This is a genomic window from Streptomyces sp. WELS2, from assembly GCF_013870595.1.
In the GTDB taxonomy this organism is placed as follows: Bacteria; Actinomycetota; Actinomycetes; order Streptomycetales; family Streptomycetaceae; genus Streptomyces.
Map to the genome: position 1 here is coordinate 1 of NZ_JACBWZ010000050.1, position 17992 is coordinate 17992.

A 17992-nucleotide genomic window follows, 5' to 3' on the forward strand; every position below is an offset into this window, starting at 1 on the left:
CTGCCGTTCCACGTGCTGTCGGGCGCGCGGGACGACACCTGGCCGCTGCCGCTCCTGGACGACATGGCCGTCCGGCTGGGGGCCCGGCGCACGGTCGTCGAGGGCGCCGAGCACTCCCCGAACACCGACCGGCCCCTGGAGACGGCCCGGGCGCTCGCCGGTTTCTGGGACGAGATCGCGGACGGCCGCCGGAGCCGCGCCTAGCTAGTACTGGGTCCGCAGGTGTTCCCAGAAGCCGTCCCTGAGCGCGCGGCGCAGTTCGGACTGGCCGCGCAGGGAGTACTGGAGCATGTCCTCGGCCTCGACCAGCAGGTCCTGGTCGACGGAACCGGGCAGGTAGGGGTGGCCGGGGAAGAGTTCCACGAGGGCTTCGCGGCCCCGGGAGACGAGCCACTTGGCCGCGATCTGGGCGCCGACGAAGCGGACGTCCTCGCGGGTGGGGCGGGCGGTGCCGGTGGCGTCGTAGGCGGCGGCCGTGCGCCGGGAGACGTACGGCTTGAAGAAGTCCAGGTCGAAGGTGCGCTGGCTGTCGACCTCCCAGAGCAGCGGTTCGGCCTGGTTGCGGCCCTCGGGTGCCTCGATGCCCCAGAGGTGGACGCGGGCGCCGTAGCCCTGGGCCGCCTCGACCGCCGAGACCAGGTCCTCGTCGCCGCCCAGGAGGGCCGCGTCGCTGATCGCGCGGTGTCTCGCCAGTGACTCCAGATCCGTGCGGATCAGCGAGTCGACGCCCTTCTGCTGGTTGTTGGCGTTGAGGTTGCCGAGGCGGACCTTGACGTCGGGCAGCTCGGCGATGACCTGCTGTTCGGCGGTGTGTATACGACGCCGGGCGCCGTCGTACCAGTAGACGCGCAGCAGCCGGCTGTCGGCGAAGATCATGCGGGCCCGGTCGATCAGTGCCTCGATCAGGCCCTCGGCGTCCAGGTCGATGGCGCGGCGGTCCTCGGTTCCGGCGACCAGCCGGCCCACGGCGGCGTACAGATAGCCGGCGTCCACGAAGATGGCGTGGGTCGAGGGTGTCTTCGCCACCTCGGCGAGCATGCGTTCCAGCAGCTCGTTCGTGCGGTCGATGCGGGCCCCGAGGGCGGCGGCCAGGTCGTCGTTCATTGTCTTCATTGTCCCGGTGGTCACAGTGCGGAGACAACCGGTCCCGGTCGGTCCCTTCCCCTCTGCTTACCGGTCAGTTATTAGTTGTTCGAAAAATTTCTTTAGCGTAGGGAATGTTCGTAACAAACGGAGCGTTGACTAGGTACGACACCGGGAGCACCGGCAGTCACACCAGTAGTTCTCCGCAGGAGGATGACCAGACGAAGGGAGAAGCCCCATGCGCTTCGAAATCATGCGACTCGACGAGGTCGACGGCACCGCCGTGGACAGCACCGTCGTGGACGCCGCCTCCGTCAACCGGATCGTTCAGCAGGCCGCCGCCATCGGACAGCGCCTGTGGATCCGCCCGGCCGAGACACAGGCCTCGTAGCCCGCGCGCGGGCGTTCGCCACTCAAGCTTTCCGGGGGAGCCGAGCCGACGAGGGTCAGCTCCCCCGGATCACCTGAGTGACACCGTTGATGATCTGCTGGACGGCGATCGCGGAGAGCATCATGCCCGCGAGCCGCGTCACCAGCACGACGCCGCCGTCCTTGATGACCCGGATGATCAGCAGCGAGTAGCGCATCACGAGCCACAGCACGACGTGGATCGCGAGGATCGCGGACCACACCGAGATCTGCGTGCTCACGCTGTCGGCCTTCTGCACGGCCAGGATCACGGACACGATCGCGCCGGGCCCCGCCAGCAGCGGCATGCCCAGCGGCACGAGGGCCACGTTGACGTCCTTGGTCTGCTTCGGCTCGTCGGTCTTGCCGGTGAGCAGGTCCAGCGCGATCAACAGGAGCAGCAGTCCGCCCGCGATCATCAGCGCGGGCACGGAGACGTGCAGGTAGTTCAGGATCTGGTGGCCGAGGACGCCGAAGACGGCGATGACCCCGCCCGCCACGCAGACGGCCTGGAAGGCCATCCGCTTCTGCACCTTGGCCGGCCGTCCGGCGGTCAGGGCGAGGAAGATCGGGGTGATCCCAGGGGGATCCATGATGACAAAAAGGGTCAGGAACAGAGAGCCGAAGACGGCGATGTCGAACATGGGGGAAGTACAGGCCTTGCGCGAAGAGGAAGTACGGGCGTGAGGGGGTACGGCGGACCGGCCCCGGAGGGCCTCAGGCTCCGCCGGTGCCCGGCACCGGGAACGCGCCCGTCGCCCGCCGGGTGATCTCCCCGTACACCTCGGGGTCGGTCGTGTAGGCGCCCAGCGCCACGGTCTTGCGGCTGCCGTGGTAGTCCGAGGAGCCCGTGACCAGCAGCCCCAGCTCCTTCGCCAGTCCGCGCAGCCGGGCCCGGGCGTCGAGGTCGTGGTCCATGTGGTCCACCTCGATGCCGTCCAGTCCGGCCTCGGCCAGCTCCGCGATCCGGGCGTCGGGCACGGTACGGCCCCGCTTGGCGGCGGCCGGGTGGGCGAACACACAGACCCCGCCCGCGGCCTTGACCAGCCGGATCGCCTCGAAGGGGTCGGTCTCGTGCTTCTCCACGAAGGCCCGTCCGCCGTCGGCCAGCCACTCCTCGGTGAACGCGTCGCCCACCGTCGGCACGACCCCCAGCTCCACCAGCGCGGAGGCGATGTGCGGGCGCCCGACGGAGCCGCCGGCGGCGATCCGCTCGACCTGCTCCCAGGTGACCGGCACGCCCAGCGCGTTCAGCTTGGCGATCATGCCCTTGGCCCGCGGCACCCGGTCGTCCCGGACCAGCTCCCGCTCGGCGAGCAGGGCGGGGTCCTCGAGGTCGAAGAGGTACGCCAGCATGTGCATCGAGATGCCGTCGATCCGGCAGGACAGCTCGGCACCGGTGACCAGGGTCAGCCCCTCGGGCAGCGCGGCGATGGCCTCGCCGTGGCCCCGGGTGGTGTCGTGGTCGGTCAGCGCGACGACGTCCAGTCCGGCCGCGGCGGCGTTGCGCACCAGCTCGGCCGGGGTGTCCGTACCGTCGGAGGCCGTGGAGTGGCAGTGCAGATCGATGCGCACGACAACTCCAGACGGACGGACGGCAGAGACACGGACACCTAAGGATAGCGGTGTTTCCGCCCTCGGCTGTCACACCCGATCCCGCGGAGCGACCTTTACTCACGCGCCTACACGCGCCCCGAAAGGTGTGCGTGGCCGTACCGGATACGCGGCTCCGCCGGGTGGGCGCGGACAGCCACCGCGGGCAACCACGTCGGACCCCGCACCCGCCGGCGTACAGGGACCCGGCACCCCGGTGGGCGCTACGGCCGAAGCAGACGCGGCGACAGTGCCCCGCACGGCACCAGGTCTATCTCCGCCCCCGCGTCCCGCAGATCCGTCAGCACCAGTTCGTCGTACATCAGCAGGCCGGACTGCTCCGGCCAGATCACCGCCCACAGCCACATGCCGAGTGCCTCCCCGGCGAAGACGGCACGGTCGTCGGGGGTGCGGTAGACATGCCAGAGCGGGGTCGGGCGGCCGGCGGCCAGCACCTTGGTCTGCGGCGGCTTCTCCACGTTCATGTACGAGCCCGGGTCCGGGCCGTCGATGCCCGCGTAACGCGCGCCGAGGCCGACGCCCAGTTCCTCGGCGATCAGGATCAGCTCGCCGGGACCGCCGAGCGGTCCGGGGCCCGAGCAGGCCACCGCGGTCGCCCGGCCGCCGCTGCGGTCGTCCCCGGCGTACGCCACGCCGGTGAACAGCCAGCCGACCGGCAGCGGCCACGGCATCCACACGGGTACCTGCGTGCGGTGCACGACGACGTTGAGCGCCTCGACACTGGGCGGGATCACGGGCTGTAGCGGATACACCGTGCCGTGCACATCGCACTGCCACGCATCGGCGAAGAGTCCGGGAGCCCTGACCCGGCCACCGCATCTCGGGCAACTGGGTTCGCCCCTCATAGGGCTCCACGGTCCTACCCCCGACCGCCCACGTCAAGGATGATCACCCGTCCGGACGGAAGAGCCGACCATATGCCCGACCAGGCTAGATAGATGCATCTTGCATTAATTAGGTGCGCTAACTTACTATGTGTATAACCCAACTACCTAGTGAGGATGGGAGAAGCACATGGACCCCCTAGACGCGGGAGCCGGCGGCATCCTGCGGCAGCCCAAGGCGGTCTGGGCCACGGCCGGCGCCTCCGTCGTCGCCTTCATGGGCATCGGCCTCGTCGACCCGATCCTGCCGTCGATCGCCCGGGGCCTCGACGCCACCCCCAGCCAGGTGTCCCTGCTCTTCACCTCGTACTTCCTGATCACGGCCGTCGCGATGCTGCTGACCGGCTTCGTCTCCAGCCGGATCGGCGGGAAGAAGACGCTGCTGCTCGGCCTCGCGTTCGTGGTGGTGTTCGCGGGCCTCGCCGGCACCTCCGGCTCGGTCGGGCAGCTCGTGGGCTACCGGGCCGGCTGGGGCCTCGGCAACGCGCTGTTCGTCTCCACCGCCCTCGCGGTCATCGTCGGCGCGGCGGCCGGCGGCAGCGCGGCGGCGATCCTGCTCTACGAGTCCGCGCTCGGCCTCGGCATGGCCTGCGGCCCGCTGCTCGGCGCGGTCCTCGGCAACGCCAGCTGGCGCTACCCCTTCTTCGGCACGGCCACGCTGATGGCGATCGGCTTCCTGTGCATCACCGCGTTCCTGAAGGAGCAGCCAAGGCCGGCCCGCAAGACCTCGGTCCTGGACCCACTCAAGGCGCTCGGCCACGGCGGTCTGGCCTCGGCGGCGGTCTCCGCGTTCTTCTACAACTACACGTTCTTCACCGTGCTGGCCTTCACGCCGTTCGTACTGGACATGACGCCGTACCGGTCGGGCGCGGTGTTCTTCGCCTGGGGCCTGCTGCTCGCCGTCTTCTCGGTGATCGTGGCCCCGCGCGCGCAGGAGCGGTTCGGCTCGCTGAAGGTGCTCGGCGGCTCGCTGGTGCTGCTCGCGGCGGACGTGCTCGTGCTCGGCTACGGCGACCACACCACGGCGATCGTCTGCACGATCCTGTCCGGCGCGTTCATCGGCGTGAACAACACCGTCTACACCGAGCTGGCCCTCGGCGTGTCGGACGCCCCGCGCCCGGTGGCGAGCGCGGGCTATAACTTCGTGCGCTGGTTCGCCGCCGCCGCGGCGCCCTACTTCGCGCCCAAGATCGAGGAGTGGACCGACATCCACGTCCCGTTCGTGGTGGCGGCCGTCACGGCGGTGCTGGGCGCGCTCGTCGTCCTCGTCCGGCGCCGGGCCCTCGTACACGAAGCCGAGGAGCTTCAGCCGGGGCACGCCACCGAGGACGGGGTCGGGGTCTTCGCCAACTGACCGGATCCGGCCTTGTGTTGGTGAGATCGGTCACTCCCGGCGGCCGGGGCGGGTCAGTCCAGCGGGACGGATTTCCGGGCCGGGTCCCTGAGGTCCGTCCCGTTCGCCAGCCAGCGCTCCTGGAGGGCCTGGGCGCCGTGCACCCGCTTCCAGGCGGCCTCGTTCGGCGTCATCGGCAGCAGCGGCAGGAACCGTACGGGGTCCAGCGGGGCCTCCAGCTCCAGGTCCTCCACCAGCCCGCCGGACTCGCCCACCAGCACCGAGGTGAAGGGGGCGCCGGGCCACAGCGGCGCGCCCACGTCCAGGGAGGCACCGGGGGCCACCACCAGGCCCTCCACCTGGGGGCTCGCGGCCAGCACGGCGAGCGGGCGGAGCAGCTTGTCGGTGTCGGCGAGGCCCGCGCGGACGGACAGCACCAGTTCGGCGCGGGGCCCCTTCACCGGGTCGGCGAGCACCGCCGTGGGGTCCGTCATGGGCTGCCGGGACATCCCGAGGGTGGCGTACCGGACGACGTCCCCCTCGTGGAAGCGGAGCACCTCGATGCGGTCCGTGCCGAGGAAGGTGACGGCGGCACGCGCGTCCGGCTCGCCCAGCGCGGTGGTCAACCGGGCCTCGACCAGAGGAAGAACATCAGCCATGCGGCGAGCATAGAACTCGTCAGCAGCGGGCAAAGCGGCACCTTGACAGTAACGGCGGCTGGTACTCTGAGCCGGGGTTCGGGGCGACACGCGGAAGCGTCGCTGTCAAGTCCCGACACCGTTGAGACTCCCTTACGAGGGACCGGCCGGAGGAGGTGGGGCTGCCATGGATCGAAGTCGACCGTGCAGTACCACTCGCTCTTCCGGCCGCTGACGCAGTCACCGGCTGGCCGCCGTCTTCCTTTGCGCGTCGTCGTTCGGAAGAGCACCTCGTTTCGCTTTGCCTGATCTGTCTGATCTGAATCAGTTCTGCATCGGCAGTGAAGCCGCCACCGCGACGGTGCGGTGCTCCCCGCTTTGTGGACGTGCCACACACGCACAGCCAGGACGTCCCCATTCCGGGTAGTTCCACCCGTCGCCGCGCGCGTTTTCGCCGCCCGCCCGCGAAGGAGCCTGCCCATGTCGATGATCCGCGACCTGCGCGCCGTGGTCCGCCCCTCGTCCCGCGTCTCGCTGCGCAAGGACCCCGGGACCTCGTACGACACCACGCGCGACCCCGCGACGCCCTCGGCCGTCGTCGACTGCGCCGTCTACCGCGACGGGGCCCGCGTGCCCGGCGCGGGGCCGCTGAGCCCGCAGGAGGCGATGCGCCAGGTGCGCCGCGACGGCGGGTTCGTCTGGATCGGCCTGCACGAGCCGACCGAGGAGGAATTCGCCGGTATCGCCGGGGAGTTCGGGCTGCACCCGCTGGCCGTGGAGGACGCCGTGCAGGCACACCAGCGGCCCAAGCTGGAGCGCTACGACGACTCGCTGTTCACGGTCTTCAAGACCATCCACTACGTCGAGCACGACCGGCTGACCGCCAACAGCGAGGTCGTGGAGACCGGCGAGGTCATGTGCTTCACCGGACGGGACTTCTTCATCACCGTCCGGCACGGCGGCCAGGGGTCGCTGCGCGCCCTGCGCCACCGCCTCCAGGACGACCCGGAGCTGCTGGCCAAGGGCCCCTCGGCCGTGCTGCACGCCATCGCCGACCATGTGGTGGACGGCTACATCGCGGTCGCCCACGCGGTGCAGGACGACATCGACGAGGTGGAGACCGAGGTCTTCTCACCCGGCCGCAAGGGCGGGGTCTCGCGCGGTGTGGACTCCGCCCGGATCTACCAACTCAAGCGCGAGGTACTGGAGTTCAAGCGCGCGGTGGCCCCGCTGCTGCGGCCCATGCAGCTGCTGAGCGAGCGGCCGATGCGGCTGATCGACCCGGACATCCAGAAGTACTTCCGGGACGTGGCCGACCACCTGGCCCGGGTCCAGGAGCAGGTCATGGGCTTCGACGAACTGCTCAACTCCATCCTCCAGGCCAACCTCGCCCAGGCGTCCGTCGCGCAGAACGAGGACATGCGCAAGATCACCGCGTGGGCGGCCATCATCGCCGTACCGACGATGGTGTGCGGGGTGTACGGCATGAACTTCGAGCACATGCCCGAGCTGCACTGGCGGTACGGCTACCCGGTGATCATGGGCATCACCGCCGCGATCTGTCTGGGCATCCACCGCACGCTGAAGCGCAACGGCTGGCTGTGAGCGGCGGGTGCGGGCCGGTCGGCGGGCCGGTGCGGCCTGGTTAGGCTGGGCCCATGACAAGCGAGCTGCTCGACCGGGCCCTCATCGAGGAGGCCGCGAAGAAGTCCGGCCTCATCTGGGTCGGGGGCGCCGGTGCCCCGGCCGCGCGGGCGCTGTGGCACGTGTGGTACGAGGGCGCGGTGTGCGTGGTCGGCGACGGGCCGGGCGAGCAGCCGCTGGCGGGGCTGGCCGGCGGGGACCTCGCCGAGGTGAGCGTGCGCAGCAAGGACAAGGGCGGCCGGCTGGTGACGTTCCCGGTCACCGTGGCCGAGGTGACGCCCGGGTCGCAGGAGTGGGAGGCGGCGGTCGCCGAGCTGAAGGGCAAGCGGCTGAACGCCCCCGACGGCGAGGAGATGCCGGCCCGCTGGGCCCGCGAGTGCCGGGTGCTCCGCCTGGTGCCGGCCGGTCCGGTGACCCCGCTGCCGGACGGCTCTCTCGCCCGGCGCCCGGTGCCGACTCCGGTCACCACGCGCGGACCGGTGCCGGCGGGTCTGCCGAAGCTCCTGATGAGGCGCGGGAAGAGGAAGTGAGGCGCCGGCCCGGGGCGGCCCGCTACGACGCCGGCAGCTGCCTGCCGTAGTCCACCGTCTCCGACTTCGCCGGCTCCTCGACGGTGAAGTCCCTGCCCCAGTCGGAGAAGGTGAGCGTCCCCGCCCGGCCGGCCCGGACCAGGCGCAGCGGGTACGGCGTGCCCTGGAGGGACACGTCCAGCGTGCCGCCGGAACCGTGGTCGCCGGTGATCCGGATCGTGCGGGTACCCGATCCGTCGGTGTGCCGGCCGTCCGTCGCCAGCGTGCCGTGCAGCGTCAGCAGACCGTCGAGGAGGACGCCCTTGTCCGTGAAGCCGCTGAACTTCTGGTACGCGGGGTCCCGCTGCGGCACCTTCACGTACTTGCCGTCGAGCTTGCCGGAGGAGCCGTCGCCGCCGTCGGCGTGGTTCCAGAAGTCCGCGCCCGCCTTGAGGTACAGCTCCTCGCCGATCCGCAGCAGCTGGAAGGTGGTGCCCTGCGCGGTCACCGAGCCGGTGCCGCCGTCGGCCTTGAGCCGCATGTCCAGCCGGTACGTACGGCCGCTGGTGACCACGGTCCCGGACAGCCGTACCGCGCTCGCCGCGTCCGCCGCGGCCCGCGTCTTCGCCTGGATCCGGTCGGGGCTCAGTTTGCCGACCCCGTTGGTCCCGGCGTCGGGATCGTCGTCGCCGCCGCACCCCGACAGCGCCAGCGCTCCCGTCACGGCCAGTGCGCAGGCCGTGGTCGCCCAAGCGGTGCGGCGGGTACGGCCCCGGGGAATCGCAGTCACCAAGGGAGCTGCCTTTCTGACGGTTCCTGAGCGGCGTACCGCAGGGTACCGGTGTGCCGCCCACCCGGCGGAGCCGGTCCGTCCGGACCGCCCACCAGGGCGTATCCGATCGGGACGGGCTAGCCTGAAGCGCACCCGTGCGGGCATGTCCGAGCATTTCCCACGATCCTCACGCAAAGGAAGCACAGTCATGGCAGCCGGCGCCCCCCGGATCTTCGTCTCGCACCTCGCCGGGGTCCCCGTCTTCGACCCGGCCGGCGACCAGGTGGGCCGCGTCCGCGACGTGGTCGTCATGCTGCGCGTCGGGCGGCGGCCCCCGCGGGTCCTCGGGCTGGTCGTGGAGCTGTCCACCCGGCGCCGCATCTTCCTGCCCATGACCCGGGTGACCGGCATCGAGTCGGGCCAGGTCATCACCACCGGCGTGCTCAACGTCCGGCGCTTCGAGCAGCGGCCCACCGAGCGGCTGGTCTTCGGCGAGCTGCTGGACCGGCGGGTGACGCTGGTGGAGACCGGCGAGGAGGTCACCGTCCTCGACGTGTCCGTGCAGCAGCTGCCCGCCCGCCGGGACTGGGAGGTCGACCGGGTCTTCCTGCGCAAGGGACGCAAGGGCGGCGCCTTCCGGCGGGCGAGGGGGGAGACGCTGACCGCGGAGTGGTCGGCGGTGACCGGGTTCTCCCTGGAGGAGCACGGGCAGGGCGCCGAGAGCCTGCTCGCCACCTTCGAGCAGCTGCGCCCCGCCGACCTCGCCAACGTCCTGCACCACCTGTCCCCCAAGCGGCGCGCCGAGGTGGCCGCCGCCCTGGACGACGACCGGCTCGCCGACGTCCTCGAGGAGCTGCCGGAGGACGACCAGATCGAGATCCTCGGCAAGCTGAAGGAGGAGCGCGCGGCGGACGTGCTGGAGGCGATGGACCCGGACGACGCGGCCGACCTGCTGGGCGAGCTGCCCGAGGAGGACAAGGAGCGGCTGCTGAGCCTGATGCAGCCCGCCGACGCGGCCGACATGCGCCGGCTGATGGCGTACGAGGAGCACACGGCCGGCGGTCTGATGACCACCGAGCCGATCGTGCTGCGCCCGGACGCCACCGTCGCCGACGCGCTCGCCCGGGTCCGCAACCCGGACCTGTCCCCCGCCCTCGCCGCGCAGGTCTACGTCTGCCGCCCGCCCGACGAGACCCCGACCGGCAAGTACCTGGGCACCGTGCACTTCCAGCGGCTGCTGCGCGACCCGCCGTACACCCTGGTCAGCTCGCTGGTCGACCACGATCTGCAGCCGCTGGACCCGGACGCGGCGCTGCCGGTCGTCGCCGGGTTCTTCGCCACCTACGACATGGTGGCGGCGCCCGTGGTGGACGAGTCCGGGTCGCTGCTCGGCGCGGTGACCGTGGACGACGTACTGGACCACATGCTGCCCGACGACTGGCGGGAGACGGAGTTCCACCTGGCCGAGGGAGAGGAGGCGCCCCCGCATGGTTCCTGAGCGCGAGACCGCGGCCCGTGAGCGCCACCCGGCGGGCGCCACGGCCGCCGGCCGGCCCCGGATGCCCCGGCTGGACCAGCCGCGCCCGCCCCGGCGCCGGTTCCTGCCCGAGTGGGACCCGGAGGCCTTCGGCCGGCTGTCGGAGAAGATCGCCCGGTTCCTGGGCACGGGACGCTTCATCGTCTGGATGACGGTCGTCATCATCGTGTGGGTGCTGTGGAACATCGCCGCGCCCCGCCATCTGCGGTTCGACGAGTACCCGTTCATCTTCCTCACCCTGATGCTGTCCCTCCAGGCGTCCTACGCGGCCCCGCTGATCCTGCTCGCGCAGAACAGGCAGGACGACCGCGACCGGGTCAACCTGGAGCAGGACCGCAAGCAGAACGAGCGGTCCATCGCCGACACCGAGTACCTCACCCGGGAGGTGGCCGCGCTGCGCACCGGACTGGGCGAGGTGGCCACCCGCGACTGGATCCGCTCCGAACTCCAGGACCTGCTGAAGGAACTGGAGGAGCGCCGCCGGCACGACGGGCACGCGGGCCGGGTGGTATTCCCGGCGGAAGGGACGGAACGCCCGCCGGGACGTGACACAGACGACCGCTGAAGGGCATCCCCCAGGCCCCTCGGCGGGCCGTACCATCGTCCTTATGGCTACGGAAGACGCGGTGCGCGAGGCACTGGCGACGGTGAACGACCCCGAGATCAACCGCCCGATCACCGAACTCGGGATGGTCAAGTCCGTGGAGATCGGCGCGGACGGAGCGGTCGCGGTCACCGTGTATCTGACGGTGTCCGGCTGCCCGATGCGGGACACCATCACGCAACGCGTCACCGAGGCGGTCTCGCGGGTCGAGGGCGTCACCCGGGTCGACGTCACCCTGGACGTGATGAGCGACGAGCAGCGCAAGGAGCTGGCGGCGGCGCTGCGCGGCGGCCAGGCCGAGCGCGAGGTCCCCTTCGCCAAGCCGGGCAACCTCACCCGGGTCTACGCGGTCGCCTCCGGCAAGGGCGGCGTCGGCAAGTCCTCGGTGACGGTCAACCTGGCGGCGGCGATGGCGGCCGACGGCCTGAAGGTCGGTGTCGTGGACGCCGACATCTACGGTCACAGCGTGCCGCGCATGCTGGGCGCCGACGGCCGGCCCACCCAGGTCGAGAACATGATCATGCCGCCGTCCGCGAACGGCGTGAAGGTCATCTCCATCGGCATGTTCACGCCGGGCAACGCGCCGGTCGTCTGGCGCGGCCCGATGCTGCACCGCGCCCTGCAGCAGTTCCTCGCCGATGTCTACTGGGGCGACCTGGACGTCCTGCTGCTGGACCTGCCGCCGGGCACCGGTGACATCGCGATCTCCGTGGCCCAGCTGATCCCGAACGCCGAGATCCTGGTCGTGACGACCCCGCAGCAGGCGGCGGCCGAGGTCGCCGAGCGCGCCGGTTCCATCGCCGTGCAGACCCACCAGAAGATCGTCGGCGTGGTCGAGAACATGTCCGGCCTGCCCTGCCCGCACTGCGGCGAGATGGTCGACGTCTTCGGTACGGGCGGCGGCCAGCTGGTCGCCGACGGCCTCACCCGCACCACGGGTACGACGGTCCCGGTCCTCGGCAGCATCCCCATCGACGTCCGCCTCCGCGAGGGCGGCGACGAGGGCAAGCCGGTCGTCCTGACCGACCCCGGGTCCCCGGCGGGCTCGGCCCTGCGCGCGATCGCCGGCAAGCTCGGCGGCAGGCAGCGCGGCCTGTCGGGCCTGTCGCTGGGTCTCACGCCGAAGAACAAGTTCTGAGCCGGTCTGTCCCGGGCACGGCGGCACGGGGGCGCGCGTCCTTCCGGACGGCGCCCCTTCGTCATGCCGTGTGAAGCTCAGCCGCCCTGGTGATCGTCCGTGTGACCCGGGCAGAGTTCGAGCTGGGTACAGAGCAGGATCTCCTCGTACGAGCCTCCCTCGCCTCCGGCTCCGGGCCCGCGCTCGGCATGCCGGACGAACCGCCACTGCGACGCTTTGACGTGCCGGGTCCTGTCCGCCTTCTCCACGTGGACCCGGAGCGTGCGGGCCCTGGGGTCGTTGGTCTCCACGAGGACCTCGTCCGCGGCGAGCGGGAAGTGGTCGTGCAGCAGACACAGGCCGAAGCGGTCCAGGTTGCCGTGCTTGGCGAGCACCGCCACGATGTCCCTGACGAATTCCGAGTCCTCGGGGCCCAGCCCCTCGGCCTCCTCGAAGCGGGGCAGCGGGGCCCGGGCAGCGGAAACGTTCATGTCGGTCATGACCCCTCCGTCGGCAGTTGACGGCACATCGGATTCCAGTATCAACCAGGGACTATTTCTCCGCAATTCCACGGGCGGCAGCCGATGGGGTGGCCTGCCGAAACCGCTTCGCGTGTCCCTGGGCATCCCGCGCGCCACGCCGATAAATTCCTCCGGAAGGAGGTGGCGGACATTGAAGGGGATCCGGTGGCGGCAGCTACTGCCCTTGATTGCTGCGATCCTGATGTGGTGGGGATGCTCTCCCTCGGAGGCCTTGGAGAAGGATAGCAACACATGTCAGGAAAGCGGGCTCGAAAGCAGCCGAGTTGACGCCGTGATCCACTTCGACCAGCACGAAAGAGAGGCCGTCAAAATCTACTCGGATATGACCGTCTATATCCCCAGAACCGAGTGGAGCCTGGCCGAACAATTACTCGAGAAGGATTCCGCCGAATACCGGCACGCCATGCGGTGCCTGCTGCGCGGGAAGGACACGTCACTCCGGCCGAAGGAGTGGCGGTTCCATGATCCGGAGGTGAAAGATCAGACGGACAACATTCGAGTGAGGTACGAATCCTATGCATGGATCGAGGATTACGACCCCATCAAGCTCGGCCCATGGGTGATCAAGTGGAAGAAGGGCAGCACATGGACCGTCGGCTTCAACCCTCCGACAACGCTGCAGAAATCCCGCTGGAGAGTGGAGGCGGACCTCGGCGGCCTGAAATTCGACGGCACGCCGAAATCCGCCTCGCCTGAGAAGGACGAGTGGGTGTGGGAGGGGGTCCCGCCCAGCCGGATCACATTCGACCTGAGTCTTCCATGGCAGCGCAAATGGCGGCTTACCTACGACCGGTCTTTCTGGAGCAAGATCGGCGTCGGAGCCTGGTGGGTGTGCGCTTCGGTCGTGGTCGCGCTGGCGGCGCTGCGCGGGCGGCCGAGACGCCCTTCCCCGGGCGGCGACGGCCGCAAGGACAGCGTCGTCCAGGCCGTACTGCAGTGGGCCGCGCTCAGCGGATCGGTCGCCGTGATGCTGCTCGTCATCGGATCCCGGCACTTCAGCTCACAGTGGATGGCCCTCCTGTGCATTTCGGCCGGCCTGACCCTGACCCTGGTCGCTCGCCCCTGGCTCGGCGGCACACCTCTGCAGGCCCGCGCCGTGCGAGGCGCCGTCATCTCCGTGGCGGCGGTCGGATTGCTGGTGGTCGTCGCACCCCAACTGTTCTACCTCCCGCCGCACCTGGTCTCGAAGGCCGGACCCAGCGTCGTGGGCAAGGTCGGCTATGTGCTCATGGGCCTGGCGGCCGTGTGGTTGTGGCTGGCGGCCCTGACCGCCTGGGCGTGGCGTTTCGCCCGCGAGGGGCATATGGTCCCCGCCTCCTGGGCGGACAGATGGAACAGGGCCCCGATTCTTTGCGTCACCGTGGCCTCCCTGGTTCTCGCCGCGGTTTCCGGTGGCCTGATCGGAAGCTTCTGCTGGGCAGAGGAAAACCAGTGGAACAGGCAGTCCTGGCCCGCCGGTCCGGATACCGGTCAGGGACACGGGAAATACGTCAGCTGGTATCTGGCGAACTTCTCGTTGTCCCATCTGACACTGATCTTCAGTTACAGCTGGGTCCTGACGGGGATCGCGCTCCTGGCCCTCTTGCGGTACCGCACCAGGACACGGCAGCAGGCCGATGAGAGCCGAGAGAAGTCCGCCTTGGGGCCGGAGGGACCGGACGTACTGCTCACCGCGGCGGTCTTCGCATTCACCGCGGGCCTGCAGGGTGCCGCGGTCGCCGGCAACGCCGCCCAGTACCCGATCTGGCTCCTGTTGAACATCGCCTCACTGTTCGGAATCCTCTCGGCGGGACGACGGTGGTCGGTACTGAGCCGACTGGGCGACAGCTTCTGCCTGCACAGGATGAGGAACGAGGACTGGCGCCATCAGCTGATGGACCGGGCCCATGAGTACCGCTTCCTCGAACACGAATCGCGAGTGCTCGACAAAGGGGGCAGCGCGAGCATGACGTTGGACCAGGTGGAGGCCCGTCAGCGCGAGCTGCGGCAATGGCTGCTGGCCGGATGCGACAGCGACAAGCCACCGCCCGCCCAGATGTCCGTGATGGACGTCGCCCTGGCCTGGGGACCGGAAGGCCACTGGTGGGACAACGCGGTCCACGCCGCGCGCGTGGCCTTCTGGATCGGGATCCCGGGCACCGCAGGGCTGCTCTGGCTGCAACTGCAGCCGCACATCGCGCAGATGAAACTCAGACACGAGCCCACCGCGATCCCCGAGATCGTCGTGAAGGTCATCGGCTTCCAGGCTGCATGGGCCGTCGCGGGTTTCGTCCTGGGCGCGCTGTGGCGCCTGCTTCCCGGCCGTCCCAGCCCGGTCCGGGCGTTGAGCCTGGTCCTCGCCTACGCCGCGGCCGCCTGCCCGGCCGTCCTGCTCAATCTCTTCATCGGCGGGGCCTTCAGGTACCTGCTCCTCTACTCGCTGTTCATGGCCGTCGTCCTGACGGCCACCAGCATCGTCGTGGACGCGTCGACGTTCAGTGAGGACCGCCAGTACACGCACAGCCGTTTCACGCTCATCGTGTCCATCTACCGGCTCCAGGGCCTCGCCGGATACCTCGCCTGGTTCCTGGCCCAGCTGGCCGCGGCCGCGACCCTCTGGCAGTACCTGAGGCATTGACCGGCCGGCCCGGACCGCCGCCCCGCCCGGCGGTCCCCCCGGGCCCCCGGTTACGCGTACGCCGTGATGTCCTTGATCACGGCGAACCCGAGTCCGTACGCGCTCATCCCCCGCCCGTACGCACCCAGATGGACCCCCGCACCGGTCGTACCGGCGAGTACCCAGCCGAACTCGGACTCCCGGTAATGGAACGAGGCGGCGACCCCGTCGACCGGCAGGGAGAGCCGGGACCACTCCGGCCCGTCCAGGTCGTCGGCCAGGGCCCACGCCGTCTCCGTCTGCTGCTCCAGCCAGTCGTCCCGCAGGCTGTGGTCCATCTGCCCGGGCCAGGTGAACGACAGCAGGCCCACCCCGGCCAGCCACGCCGCGGAGGACACCGACGTCGCCTCCAGCAGGCCCGTGCCGTCGGCGCTCCGCCGGGACGGCTGCGCGGCGACGGTCACCACCACCGCGAACTTCTCCCGCGACTCGCCGGAACCGGTCTCGCCCCGCAGCGAGGGCTCGTCTCCGTGCCCGATCGAGCCGTGCTCGACGGCACCGTCGGACGTCGTGCCGACCTGCATCAGCCAGCGGGGCCCGGTGAACGCCTCGTCGAGCCCGTACCAGGGGAAGGGCGCCCGCAGGTAACCGTCGACCGTACGCCGGGCGGAGGGGAGCTGCTGTCCGCCCTCCGCGGCCGGCGCCTGCGCGCCCACCCGACTCGTCGTCTCCATCTGCCCGGACGCCTCCTCGCTCTCGTCGGACCGGCTGGCCCGCCCCCCTTCGGGCGTACGCGTCCGGTCCGCACAACAACTCGGCAGCATATCCACACCGCTGGGAGCGGCAGGGCAGGCTCTGGATGCGTGGGTCGCGCGAACAGCCTGTTCACGCCGTGCGCGACGGGCGCACGCTATGAAACACGTCACGTGAGCGGCGTACGCCCACCTGCGTGTCGGGAGGGGGAAGCGTGCCTTATGTGGCGTCCATGTCGAACGGCGGGCGGTCGTCGCCGGGCCGCTCGGGCTTCTTGGTCATGTCGACGCGACCGCCGGAGGACGGGGACGGCAAGGACGGCGCCTCGCTCTCGCGGCCGTTGACAGCGTCCGTGACCTCGGCCATCTCCTTCTTCAGGTCGAAGCCGTTGCGGATCTCCTTCAGGCCCAGATCGTCGTTGTCCAGCTGCTTGCGGAGGAACGTCTTGGGGTTGAGATCCTCGAACTCGAAGTCCTTGAACTCCGGACCCAGTTCGTTACGAATGTCCTGCTTGGCGCTCTCCGAGAACTCGCGGATCTTCCGGATCGTGCGCATGACGTCCTGGATGACCTTGGGGAGCTTGTCGGGACCGAAGACGAGCACGGCGAGCACGATGATGGTCACCAGCTCCAGTGGCCCTATGTCATTGAACACCTGACGCTCCTTGCGATGTCCTCGGTCGCTCAACGGTACCCGGCCATCCCGTCCGACCGGTACCGTCCCGAGGTGAGACTTCTGTCAGTTCTGCTCGGACGCGCCCAGCACGAGTGACACCTCCCGCTCCGTGCCCCCGCGTTCGACCGTCAGGCGCAGCCGGTCGCCGGGCCGGTGGGCGCGGATCCTGACGATCAGCTCCGGGCCGGTGCGCACGGGCGCGCCGTCGGCCCCGGTGATGACGTCGCCCGGCTCCAGGCCGGCCCGGTCGCCGGGCCCGCCCCGAGTGACGGCGGGACCGCCGTTCGCGCCCTCGCCGTCGATGCGGGCGCCGTCACCGGTGTAGCCCATGTCGAGCGTGACGCCGATCACGGGGTGGGTGGCGTGGCCGTGGTCGATCAGCTCCCCGGCGACCCGTTTGGCCTGGTTGACGGGTATGGCGAAGCCGAGGCCGATGGAGCCGGCCTGGCCGCCGTCGGCGCCGGAGCCGCCGCCGGCCGAGCGGATGGCGGAGTTGATGCCGATGACCCGGGCGTGGGAGTCGAGCAGCGGGCCGCCGGAGTTGCCCGGGTTGATGGGGGCGTCGGTCTGGAGCGCCTCGACGTAGCTGGTGTCGCTTCCGTCGCTCTTCTCGCCGCCGGCCGTGATGGGCCGCTCCTTGGCGCTGATGATGCCGGAGGTGACCGTGCCCGCCAGGTCGAAGGGCGCGCCGATGGCCACGACGGGGTCGCCCACCCGGACGTGGTCGGAGTCGCCGAGGGGCAGCGGGGTGAGTCCGTGGACGCCGTGCACCCGGACGACGGCGAGGTCATAGCCCGCGTCGCGGCCGACGACCTCGGCCTTCACGGTCCGGCCGCCGCTGAACGTCACGGATATCCCGCCGTCCGGTCCGGCGGGCTCGACCACGTGGTTGTTGGTGAGGATGTTCCCCCGGTCGTCGAGGACGAAGCCGGTGCCGGTGCCCGCCTCGCCCTCGCCCCGCACGTGCAGGGTGACCACGCCGGGCAGGGCGCGGGCGGCGATCCCGGCCACGCTGTCCGGCGCGGCTTCGGCCTGCGGCAGCCCTACGCCACGGCCGAGGCCCTCGCGTTCGGCGTAGGCGCCGACGGCTCCGCCGATGCCGCCGCAGACGACGGCGACGACGAGCGCCCACCCGATGACCCACCGCCCGCGCCCCTCCCGCGTCGGCACCTCCCGCCCCTGCGCCGCGCCCCAGGGGTCGTAACCGGTACCACTCTCCGGGCTGGGGGGTACGGCAGCCACGGGCGTCCCTGTGCCGTCCGGGCTCGGGGGTGCGACGGCCA

At 70.6% G+C, this 17992-nt stretch carries 19 protein-coding genes; 9 read left to right on the forward strand and 10 right to left on the reverse strand.

The features are described from left to right. Positions 1–204, forward strand: a 204-nt coding sequence (locus tag H5J33_RS05535) for an alpha/beta fold hydrolase (RefSeq protein ID WP_399552773.1), incomplete at its 5' end; no start/stop codon positions are given. Here H5J33_RS05535 and H5J33_RS05540 read toward each other — a convergent pair. Then, the gene (locus H5J33_RS05540) at positions 205–1113 is read right to left on the reverse strand and encodes an NYN domain-containing protein (protein ID WP_181793642.1); all 909 of its coding nucleotides are present in this window, start codon (positions 1111–1113) and stop codon (positions 205–207) included. Positions 1114–1321: 208 nt separating this feature from the next. On the opposite strand from H5J33_RS05540, the gene H5J33_RS05545 reads away from it, so the two are divergent. Then, a complete protein-coding gene (locus H5J33_RS05545; RefSeq protein WP_167345759.1) occupies positions 1322–1474 on the forward strand; it encodes a hypothetical protein in 153 nt (50 codons plus the stop codon). Positions 1475–1529: 55 nt separating this feature from the next. On the opposite strand, the gene H5J33_RS05550 is transcribed toward H5J33_RS05545, so the two are convergent. The 3 genes from H5J33_RS05550 to H5J33_RS05560 all read right to left on the reverse strand — a co-directional run bounded on the left by H5J33_RS05550 (position 1530) and on the right by H5J33_RS05560 (position 3950). After that, the gene (locus H5J33_RS05550) at positions 1530–2135 is read right to left on the reverse strand and encodes a MarC family protein (protein WP_181793643.1); all 606 of its coding nucleotides are present in this window, start codon (positions 2133–2135) and stop codon (positions 1530–1532) included. Positions 2136–2208: 73 nt separating this feature from the next. Beyond that, positions 2209–3066, reverse strand: a complete 858-nt coding sequence (locus H5J33_RS05555; protein WP_181793644.1) for a PHP domain-containing protein — start codon at positions 3064–3066, stop codon at positions 2209–2211. A gap of 242 nt (positions 3067–3308) precedes the next feature. After that, positions 3309–3950, reverse strand: a complete 642-nt coding sequence (locus H5J33_RS05560) for a DUF6758 family protein (RefSeq protein ID WP_030614772.1) — start codon at positions 3948–3950, stop codon at positions 3309–3311. A 169-nt stretch (positions 3951–4119) separates the two neighbouring features. On the opposite strand from H5J33_RS05560, the gene H5J33_RS05565 reads away from it, so the two are divergent. Next, a complete protein-coding gene (locus H5J33_RS05565; RefSeq protein WP_181793645.1) occupies positions 4120–5343 on the forward strand; it encodes an MFS transporter in 1224 nt (407 codons plus the stop codon). 53 nt (positions 5344–5396) lie between these two features. On the opposite strand, the gene H5J33_RS05570 is transcribed toward H5J33_RS05565, so the two are convergent. Further along, on the reverse strand, positions 5397–5981 hold the full coding sequence (locus tag H5J33_RS05570; protein WP_181793646.1) for a suppressor of fused domain protein: 585 nt from the start codon (positions 5979–5981) through the stop codon (positions 5397–5399). 459 nt (positions 5982–6440) lie between these two features. On the opposite strand from H5J33_RS05570, the gene H5J33_RS05575 reads away from it, so the two are divergent. Continuing rightward, entirely contained in the window at positions 6441–7565 is a 1125-nt protein-coding gene (locus H5J33_RS05575) for a magnesium and cobalt transport protein CorA (protein WP_181793647.1), read from the forward strand. Between the two features lie 53 nt (positions 7566–7618). Further along, positions 7619–8134 (forward strand): hypothetical protein, encoded by a 516-nt coding sequence (locus H5J33_RS05580; RefSeq protein WP_181793648.1) that lies wholly within the window; start codon positions 7619–7621, stop codon positions 8132–8134. A gap of 22 nt (positions 8135–8156) precedes the next feature. Here H5J33_RS05580 and H5J33_RS05585 read toward each other — a convergent pair whose 3' ends face one another. Beyond that, positions 8157–8903, reverse strand: a complete 747-nt coding sequence (locus H5J33_RS05585; protein WP_181793649.1) for a hypothetical protein — start codon at positions 8901–8903, stop codon at positions 8157–8159. A 190-nt stretch (positions 8904–9093) separates the two neighbouring features. Here H5J33_RS05585 and H5J33_RS05590 point away from each other — a divergent pair, with 190 nt between their 5' ends. From H5J33_RS05590 to H5J33_RS05600, 3 genes are read left to right on the forward strand one after another with little or no spacing between them, the layout of a single operon-like run. Then, positions 9094–10383 (forward strand): magnesium transporter MgtE N-terminal domain-containing protein, encoded by a 1290-nt coding sequence (locus H5J33_RS05590; RefSeq protein WP_181793650.1) that lies wholly within the window; start codon positions 9094–9096, stop codon positions 10381–10383. After that, positions 10373–10987: a DUF1003 domain-containing protein gene (locus H5J33_RS05595; RefSeq protein ID WP_181793651.1), complete on the forward strand. Its 615-nt coding sequence runs from the start codon at positions 10373–10375 to the stop codon at positions 10985–10987. The genes H5J33_RS05590 and H5J33_RS05595 overlap by 11 nt, the downstream gene beginning before the upstream one ends. 43 nt (positions 10988–11030) lie before the next feature. Then, positions 11031–12164 (forward strand): Mrp/NBP35 family ATP-binding protein, encoded by a 1134-nt coding sequence (locus H5J33_RS05600; protein WP_030614799.1) that lies wholly within the window; start codon positions 11031–11033, stop codon positions 12162–12164. A gap of 77 nt (positions 12165–12241) precedes the next feature. Here the strand turns inward: H5J33_RS05600 and H5J33_RS05605 are convergent, their stop codons facing one another. Next, on the reverse strand, positions 12242–12643 hold the full coding sequence (locus H5J33_RS05605) for a hypothetical protein (protein ID WP_258564899.1): 402 nt from the start codon (positions 12641–12643) through the stop codon (positions 12242–12244). Between the two features lie 223 nt (positions 12644–12866). Between H5J33_RS05605 and H5J33_RS05610 the strand changes: the two genes are divergently transcribed. Next, positions 12867–15302: a DUF6185 family protein gene (locus H5J33_RS05610; RefSeq protein WP_258564901.1), complete on the forward strand. Its 2436-nt coding sequence runs from the start codon at positions 12867–12869 to the stop codon at positions 15300–15302. A gap of 50 nt (positions 15303–15352) precedes the next feature. Here the strand turns inward: H5J33_RS05610 and H5J33_RS05615 are convergent, their stop codons facing one another. The 3 genes from H5J33_RS05615 to H5J33_RS05625 form a co-directional block, all read right to left on the reverse strand. Beyond that, positions 15353–16015 carry a hypothetical protein gene (locus H5J33_RS05615; RefSeq protein ID WP_181793653.1) on the reverse strand — a complete coding sequence of 221 codons (663 nt, stop codon included), beginning with the start codon at positions 16013–16015 and terminating at the stop codon, positions 15353–15355. 238 nt (positions 16016–16253) lie between these two features. Next, a complete protein-coding gene (locus H5J33_RS05620) occupies positions 16254–16688 on the reverse strand; it encodes a sec-independent translocase (protein ID WP_181793654.1) in 435 nt (144 codons plus the stop codon). Positions 16689–16772: 84 nt separating this feature from the next. Further along, positions 16773–17992, reverse strand: a 1220-nt coding sequence (locus H5J33_RS05625; protein WP_181793655.1) for a S1C family serine protease, incomplete at its 5' end; no start/stop codon positions are given.